Origin of the sequence: Rugamonas sp., from assembly GCF_025354735.1 — a bacterium.
Classification (GTDB): Bacteria; Pseudomonadota; Gammaproteobacteria; order Burkholderiales; family Burkholderiaceae_D; genus Rugamonas.
The window spans coordinates 1-7,017 of the sequence record NZ_JANXMI010000221.1; the positions used below are offsets into that span (position 1 = coordinate 1).

Genomic DNA, 7,017 nt, shown 5'->3' on the forward strand with positions numbered 1-7,017 from the left:
CCGTCGGCGATCGGCATGGCGCCGCCGGACAGGCCGGTGCCGGCGCCGCGCGGCACGATGGCCACACCCAGTTCGCGGCAGATGGCGAGGATGGCGACCACCTGCGCTTCGCTGTCGGGCAGCGTGACGATCATCGGCAACTGGCGGTAGGCGGCCAGGCCGTCGCATTCGTAGGGCCGCGTGTCTTCCGGTTCGGACAGCACGCAGCGGGCCGGCAGCGCGGCGCGCAACGCGGCGCCCACGCGCAGGCGGCGCGCGGCCAGCGCGGCGCTGGCGTCAACATCGGTCATGGAGCCGGCAGCATTCATGGTCGGGTACTTCACGGCGTGGGCAGAGGATACGATTGTAAGCATAAACGGCGGCGCCGGCGGCGCGCGTTTGTGGTTTTTACATCGAAATGACGATTAAGGCTTGCCGCTACCGGCCCCGCAAGGGCTAGAATAACGCGGTCGCATTCTCACACCTCATCAGGAAACCGCATGCAATACATTTTTGACAAAGCCTGGCTGCTCGCCCTGGAAATCCGTTTCGGCACCGTCAGCGAGATCCGCGAAGTGGGTCTCCCCGGACGCCCGAAAATGCTGGTGTATTATTTCGCCGACCTGCCGCAGAACGGCATGACGACGGCCATCACCAGCGGCCTGTCGAGCGCCGAGCACCCGGACTGGAAATTCGGCCGTCCCGAATTGATGATTACGATGAAGAGCAGCGACCACCTGTGGGGCAAGGCGATCGGCTACTTCGCCTCGGCCTACGCCGGCGACAAGCCGTTCTCCTACGGCGACCGCTTCAAACTCGACTTCCCGATCAGCGGCGAAAGCGACATGAACGCCTGCTTCGTGTTCCAGCCCTCCTTCCTGCCGGACGATGAAAAGAAGTTCGTGCTGACCGACCGCACCATCTTCCTGGCCGCCATGATCCCGCTGTACGAGGACGAAATCGAAACCTTCGGCAAAATGGGCAGCAAGGAATTCATCATCTCCAACGCCATCGACTTCACCGACCCGAAACGCGAGCACGTCGCCGTCACGGCTTGAGCGTCTGATCGACACCGGCGCGGCCATGCGGCCGCGCGCGGGCAGCCCGGCTCCGGGCCGCCCGCTCCCCTACCCTTCCCACCTGCTGCGATAAGCGATCAGCCGCGCCCCGCGCGGCGGCCAGCCGAGCGCTGGTCCAGCCAATGCACCACGGCCGGCGCGAAGCTGGCCGGCGCCTTGGCCGCCGTGCGCGCCGCCAGGTCGGCCAGCGTATGCGCCTCCAGCGTTGCGCGCATCGCCTTTTCGGCCGCCTGCATCACGGCGTGGATCGAACAAACTCCCTTGCTGGCCCACGCCGGCGGACTGTCGCCGAACACCGCGCAACGGGAACGGATTTCGCGGCAGTCGAACAAGGGCTTGGCGCCGTCGACCGCGTCGACCACGTCGCGCACGCTGATCCGCTCCGGCTTGCGCGCCAGCGCGAAGCCGCCCTTCACGCCCTCCGCGGCGATCACCAGACCCGCCTTGTTCAGTTTCGTGAACAGCTTGGCCACATATTCGGCCGGTATGCCCTGCAATTCGGCCAGGTCCCTGGCGCTCGGCTCGGGCGCGTCCGGCGGCAGGTCGGCCAGCAATAACAGGCAATGCAAGGCGTATTCCACGCCGGTGCTGATGTGCGACATTGAAACCCCGACTAATTTGATCGTAGTTTTATACGATAGTCATTTTCCCGACGCCGGGCAAGCAAAAATTTGACGACTATTTTCTTGCGGATCGAAAAAACGTGGACGATACTCGCAAACTACGACACAGTGAATCGTAGTTTAAAATCCAAAAAAAAATCTCTCACCACTTTGAACAGGTCACCTCATGTCCCAAAAAATCTTGATCGTTGGCGGCGGCTTCGCCGGTTTGTGGAGCGCCCTGGGCGCGGCGCGCGTACTCGACAACAACGGCGGCAGCGCCGACGTCGACATCACGCTGATTTCGCCCGAACCCTTGCTGCACCTGCGTCCGCGCCTGCATGAACAGGCGCCGCACGGCATGACGACGCCGCTGCTGCCGGTGCTGGAAGCGGCCGGCGTGCGCTATCTTCAAGGCAGCGTCGAACGCATCGACGCCGGCGAGCGCCGCGTCGATACGGTGACCGCCGACGGCCAGCGCCAGACTTTGAACTACGACCGTTTGGTGCTGACCACCGGCAGCAAGCTGCATCGTCCGGCCGTGCCAGGTCTGGAGCAGCATGCGCACAGCGTCGACCAGCTCGACGAAGCGGTCCGGCTCGACCTTCACCTGGCGCGACTGGCCGACCTGCCGCCATCGGCGGCGCGCAACACGGTGGTGATCGTGGGCGGCGGCTTCACCGGCATCGAAGTGGCGACCGAGATGCCGGAACGGCTGCGCAAGGTGTTCGGCCAAGATGCGCGGTTCAACGTCATCGTCGTCGACCGTGGCGGCGAAATCGGCGCGGAACTGGGCGCCGGCCCGCGTCCCGCGATTACGCAGGCCTTCCGTGAACTAGGCGTTGAAGCGGTGCTGTCGACGGCCGTGACGGCGGTCGACGCCGACGGCGTCACGACCTCGGACGGCCAGCGCATCGAAGCCAACACCGTGATCTGGACCGGCGGCATGCGCGCCAGCGCGCTGACGGAGCAACTGCCGGCGCAGCGCGATGTGCTGGGCCGCGTGCGGACGGACCGCGACCTGCGCGTGGCCGGCGCCGCCGACGTCTTCGCGGCCGGCGACGTCGCGCTGGCGCAAACCGACGACGAGGGCAATCACGCGCTGATGTCGTGCCAGCACGCGATCGACATGGGCCGCTACGCCGGTCATAACGTCGCCGCCGACCTGCTCGGCCTGCCGACGCTGCACTACAAGCAGCCGTTCTACGTCACCTGCCTCGACCTGGGCGCGTGGGGCGCGGTCTATACCGAAGGCTGGCAGCGCGAAGTGAAGATGGCCGGCGCCGACGCCAAGGCGCTGAAGGTCAAGATCAACACGCAATGGATACTGCCGCCGCTGGCCAGCCGCAGCGCCACACTGGCCGCCGCCGACCCGCAACGGTCCGTGGTCGCCTGAATCCGGCCCGGGCGGCGCGCTGGCGGAACGATGTTCGCGCGCCGCCGCCCGCGCTTCCCGGCCGCGTCTTGCCGCCGCTCTCTTTACCGCTGCTTTTCCCGCCGCGGTTTTTCCTGGCGCTGTTTTTCCCGCCGCTTTTTTCCTGTTTCGCGCCGCCGCCGGCCGCTTTCGTCGCATCGCGCTGGCGGCGCGGCGCGGCGATGGACATAGTCCACCCATCCCTCCACGACACGACGAAAGCGAGACCATCATGCCGCAACAACTCCTGAGCCACACGCCGATCTACGTCTGGGCCATCCTGGCCTTCCTGGTGTATCGCGGCGTCCTCGCCAGCACCGACCGCGCGACGACGATGCGCACGCTGTGCATCATGCCGGCCGTGATGCTGGTGCTGTCGCTGCAAGGCATCGCCGGCAAATTCGACCTGGGCGGCGGCGTGCTGCTGGCCTGGGCCGTGGGCGCGGCCGCCGGCGCGGCGCTGACCTGGATGCTGATCGACGGCGCCCGCATCAGCGCCGACCGCGCGCGCGGCACCGTGCACCAGCGCGGCAGCTGGACGCCGCTGGCGCTGATGCTGTCGATCTTCGTCATCAAATACAGCGTCGCGGTGGTCACCGCCATGCACCCGGCGCTGGCTCAGAGCGCGGCGTTCGCGCTGCCGGTCTGCGCGCTGTTCGGCTGCTGCAACGGCATCTTCTTCGGCCGTTTGCTGCGCCAGGCCGCCGCCTATTTCCAGCAGCCTTACGCGCTGGCCGCCTGAACGATTTTGTACCGCCCATCGATTTGACGTATGCTGATTGTTTTACGGATCAGGAAGCATCATGGGCAATCGACTTTCCAAAATCGCCACCCGCACCGGCGACGACGGCACCACCGGCCTGGGCGACGGCAGCCGCACCGCCAAGGACAGCGCGCGGGTCCACGCCATGGGCGATGTCGATGAACTGAACTCCCACCTCGGCCTGCTGCTGTGCGAGGCCATGCCCGACGCGCTGCGCGCGGAACTGGTGGTGATCCAGCACGACCTGTTCGACCTGGGCGGCGAATTGTGCATCCCCGGCTATCAGATGATTACCGAGGTCCACGTCGGCCGGCTCGACGCGCTGCTGGAAAAATACAACGCGGCGCTGCCGGCGCTGACCGAATTCATCCTGCCGGCCGGCTCGCGCGCGGCGGCCATCGCCCACATCTGCCGCACCGTGTGCCGGCGCGCCGAACGCGGCATCGTCACGCTGGGCAAGGCCGAGACCATACACGACCATCCGCGCCAGTATGTGAACCGTTTGTCGGACCTGATGTTCGTGCTGTCGCGCACCCTGAACCGCCATGCCGGCGGCGGCGACGTGCTGTGGAATCACGAGCGCAAGGCCAAATAAGTCAGGGCCGGCCCGCGAACAGCAGCGCCATGCCCTTGGCCATGCTGAGACGCGAGGCGCCGCTCGGATGGTCGTTCGCCATCAGCGAGGCCGGCTCGGTCGCGGCCAGCTTGCGGTAGAAGCTCACCATCGCCGCCGCCGGCCAGCCGGCGCGGTGCGCCAGCACCATGCCCAGTTGATCGGCCTCGCTCTCCTGCAAACTTGACAGGCCGGCCAGGTGGATTTGCAGCGACAGGTCGCTGTCGAGGCGCTCCATCAGCACGTCCAGCGGCACCTCGGGGCGGCGGTTGATGGCCAGCGCTTCGGACAGCGTTTCACGGTGATGTTCGGCGACGGCGTGCGCCACCTCATGCGCCAGCAGCGTCGCCAGCTCACCGTCGGTGAGGCGCAGCTGGCGCACGAAGGCGCTGCCGATCAGGATTTTGCCGCCGGCCATGCAGTAGGCGTCGACCCCGGGATCGTCGGCCACGTGGACTTCCCACTGCCATTGCGCCGCTTCCGGTTTCATGGCGATGGCGGCGCCGATGATGCCGGCGCTGATGCGCTGGAGGCGGTGGAACAGCGCGCGCTGCTCATCGAGCTTGCCGGCGGCGGCCAGCTCCACCACCTGTTCGATGTAGCGGTCTTCCATGCGGCTGTCGACTTCCTCGGCGCCGAAACTGAAGTCCTGCCAGCGGCCCGATTCGGGCACCTGCGCCGACGCCGGCGCCGCTATGGCGCACAGCGCCGCCCACACCCACCCCGCCGGTATGACATTCATTTCGCTCCCCCGCAAGGACAGGCCGGAAACTGAATAAACTGTTTATATCAATATAGGCCGAGCGGGTGCGGGATGCAAGCGGGGGATGTGGTGGCGTGGCAAGGGGAAGATGCGGCGGCGGCAATCGGGGTCAAGACCGGGGGCAGACCCTGCCTCCGCCGGCGCCGACTACGGCCACCGACCTTGAGCAGGGCCTGCCCCCCGAAGTACGGGCCGCCGCCCGGTTTATCAGCCGTTCTGGACCACGGCCAGGCGCGGGGCGTCGTCGCCGAAGCGCTGTTTGATGGAGGCGGCGATGCCGGCGCTGTCGAGGCCCACGCTGGCGAGCAGCTTGACCGGGTCGCCGTGGTCGATGAACTTGTCGGGCAGGCCCAGCATCAGCAACGGCTTGACGATGCCTTCGGCGGCCATCGCTTCGGCCACGGCGGCGCCGGCGCCGCCCATGATGGAGCCCTCCTCCACCGTCACCAGATAGTCATGGTCGGCGGCCAGCTGGCGCACCAGTTCCACGTCCAGCGGCTTGACGAAGCGCATATTGGCGACCGTGGCGTCGAGCTGCACGCCGGCCGTCACGCTGGGCGCGACCATGGAGCCGAAGGCCAGGATGGCGATCTTGCGGCCTTGGCGCTTGATTTCGCCCTTGCCGATGGCGATGGTGTCGAGTGTCGGCGAAACCGCCGCGCCGGTGCCGGCGCCGCGCGGATAGCGGATCGCGGCCGGGCCGTTGTAGTGGTAGCCGGTGCTGAGCATCTGGCGGCATTCGTTTTCGTCGGAGGCCGCCATCACCACCATGTTCGGGATGCAGCGCAGATAGGCCAGGTCGTAGTTGCCGGCATGGGTGGCGCCGTCGGCGCCGACCAGGCCGGCGCGGTCGAGCGCGAACGTGACGTCGAGGTTTTGCAGCGCCACGTCGTGGATCAGCTGGTCGTAGCCGCGTTGCAAAAAGGTCGAGTAAATCGCCACCACCGGCTTCAGGCCCTCGCAGGCCAGGCCGGCGCCGAACGTCACCGCGTGCTGCTCGGCGATGCCGACGTCGAAATAGCGCTGCGGGAATTTCTGCTCGAAGCAGACCATGCCCGAGCCTTCGCGCATGGCCGGCGTGATGCCGACCAGCCGTTCGTCGGCCGCGCCCATGTCGCACAGCCAGTCGCCGAACACTTCGGTGTAGGTTTTCTTGCCCGGCGCGGCCGGCTTGATGCCTTCGGCCGGGTTGAACTTGCCGGTGCCGTGGTAGAGGATGGGCTCGGCCTCGGCCAGCTTGTAGCCCTGGCCCTTCTTGGTGACCACGTGCAGGAACTGCGGGCCCTTGAGCTGCTTGATGTTTTGCAGCGTGGGAATCAGCGATTCGAGGTCGTGGCCGTCGATCGGGCCGATGTAGTTGAAGCCGAACTGCTCGAACATGGTGGCCGGGACCACCATGCCCTTGGCGTGTTCCTCCAGGCGCTTGGCCAGTTCCAGCACGGGACCGGGCAGCATCGACTTGCCGACGTTCTTGGCGGCGGCGTAGAACTGGCCCGACATCAGGCGCGCCAGGTAGCGGTTGAGCGCGCCCACCGGCGGCGAGATCGACATGTCGTTATCGTTGAGGATGACGAGCAGGTTGATGTCTTCCTGCACGCCGGCGTTGTTCATGGCCTCGAAGGCCATGCCGGCCGTCATCGAGCCGTCGCCGATGACGGCGATGGCGTGGCGGTGCTCGCCCTTGATCTTGGCCGCCTGCGCCATGCCCAGCGCGGCCGAGATCGACGTCGACGAGTGGGCCGTGCCGAAGGTGTCGTATTCGCTTTCGACGCGGCGCGGGAAGCCGGAGATGCCGCCCTGCTGG

Annotated in this window: 8 protein-coding genes; 4 read left to right on the top strand and 4 right to left on the bottom strand. The window is 66.9% G+C overall.

Translation table 11 applies throughout. The features are described 5' to 3' along the window. Window positions 1-290, bottom strand: a 290-nt coding sequence (locus tag Q0S71_RS17430; RefSeq protein ID WP_295998513.1) for an FAD-binding protein, incomplete at its 3' end; no start/stop codon positions are given. A 189-nt stretch (window positions 291-479) separates the two neighbouring features. Here Q0S71_RS17430 and Q0S71_RS17435 point away from each other — a divergent pair. Next, window positions 480-1,037 (top strand): suppressor of fused domain protein, encoded by a 558-nt coding sequence (locus Q0S71_RS17435; RefSeq protein WP_295998517.1) that lies wholly within the window; start codon window positions 480-482, stop codon window positions 1,035-1,037. Between the two features lie 98 nt (window positions 1,038-1,135). On the opposite strand, the gene Q0S71_RS17440 is transcribed toward Q0S71_RS17435, so the two are convergent. Further along, complete coding sequence (locus tag Q0S71_RS17440) at window positions 1,136-1,660, bottom strand: Rrf2 family transcriptional regulator (RefSeq protein ID WP_295998519.1); 525 nt, start codon at window positions 1,658-1,660, stop codon at window positions 1,136-1,138. A 187-nt stretch (window positions 1,661-1,847) separates the two neighbouring features. Between Q0S71_RS17440 and Q0S71_RS17445 the strand changes: the two genes are divergently transcribed. From Q0S71_RS17445 to Q0S71_RS17455, 3 genes are all read left to right on the top strand, one after another. After that, window positions 1,848-3,056 carry an NAD(P)/FAD-dependent oxidoreductase gene (locus Q0S71_RS17445; protein WP_295998521.1) on the top strand — a complete coding sequence of 403 codons (1,209 nt, stop codon included), beginning with the start codon at window positions 1,848-1,850 and terminating at the stop codon, window positions 3,054-3,056. A gap of 250 nt (window positions 3,057-3,306) precedes the next feature. Next, window positions 3,307-3,816 carry a DUF6622 family protein gene (locus tag Q0S71_RS17450; RefSeq protein WP_295998525.1) on the top strand — a complete coding sequence of 170 codons (510 nt, stop codon included), beginning with the start codon at window positions 3,307-3,309 and terminating at the stop codon, window positions 3,814-3,816. A gap of 61 nt (window positions 3,817-3,877) precedes the next feature. Continuing rightward, window positions 3,878-4,432 carry a cob(I)yrinic acid a,c-diamide adenosyltransferase gene (locus tag Q0S71_RS17455; RefSeq protein ID WP_295998528.1) on the top strand — a complete coding sequence of 185 codons (555 nt, stop codon included), beginning with the start codon at window positions 3,878-3,880 and terminating at the stop codon, window positions 4,430-4,432. Window position 4,433: 1 nt separating this feature from the next. Here the strand turns inward: Q0S71_RS17455 and Q0S71_RS17460 are convergent, their stop codons facing one another. Then, window positions 4,434-5,192, bottom strand: coding sequence for a M48 family metalloprotease (locus tag Q0S71_RS17460; protein WP_295998530.1), 759 nt, complete (start codon window positions 5,190-5,192; stop codon window positions 4,434-4,436). 228 nt (window positions 5,193-5,420) lie between these two features. Beyond that, the coding region (gene dxs / locus Q0S71_RS17465) for a 1-deoxy-D-xylulose-5-phosphate synthase (protein WP_295998536.1) at window positions 5,421-7,017 on the bottom strand (1,597 nt) is incomplete at its 5' end.

Excerpts from the sequence above, each read along its gene's own strand:
- Q0S71_RS17435 (WP_295998517.1), top strand. The coding sequence starts at position 480 with ATGCAATACATTTTTGACAAAGCCTGGCTGCTCGCCCTGGAAATCCGT.
- Q0S71_RS17440 (WP_295998519.1), bottom strand. The coding sequence starts at position 1,660 with ATGTCGCACATCAGCACCGGCGTGGAATACGCCTTGCATTGCCTGTTA.
- Q0S71_RS17445 (WP_295998521.1), top strand. The coding sequence starts at position 1,848 with ATGTCCCAAAAAATCTTGATCGTTGGCGGCGGCTTCGCCGGTTTGTGG.
- Q0S71_RS17450 (WP_295998525.1), top strand. The coding sequence starts at position 3,307 with ATGCCGCAACAACTCCTGAGCCACACGCCGATCTACGTCTGGGCCATC.
- Q0S71_RS17455 (WP_295998528.1), top strand. The coding sequence starts at position 3,878 with ATGGGCAATCGACTTTCCAAAATCGCCACCCGCACCGGCGACGACGGC.
- Q0S71_RS17460 (WP_295998530.1), bottom strand. The coding sequence starts at position 5,192 with ATGAATGTCATACCGGCGGGGTGGGTGTGGGCGGCGCTGTGCGCCATA.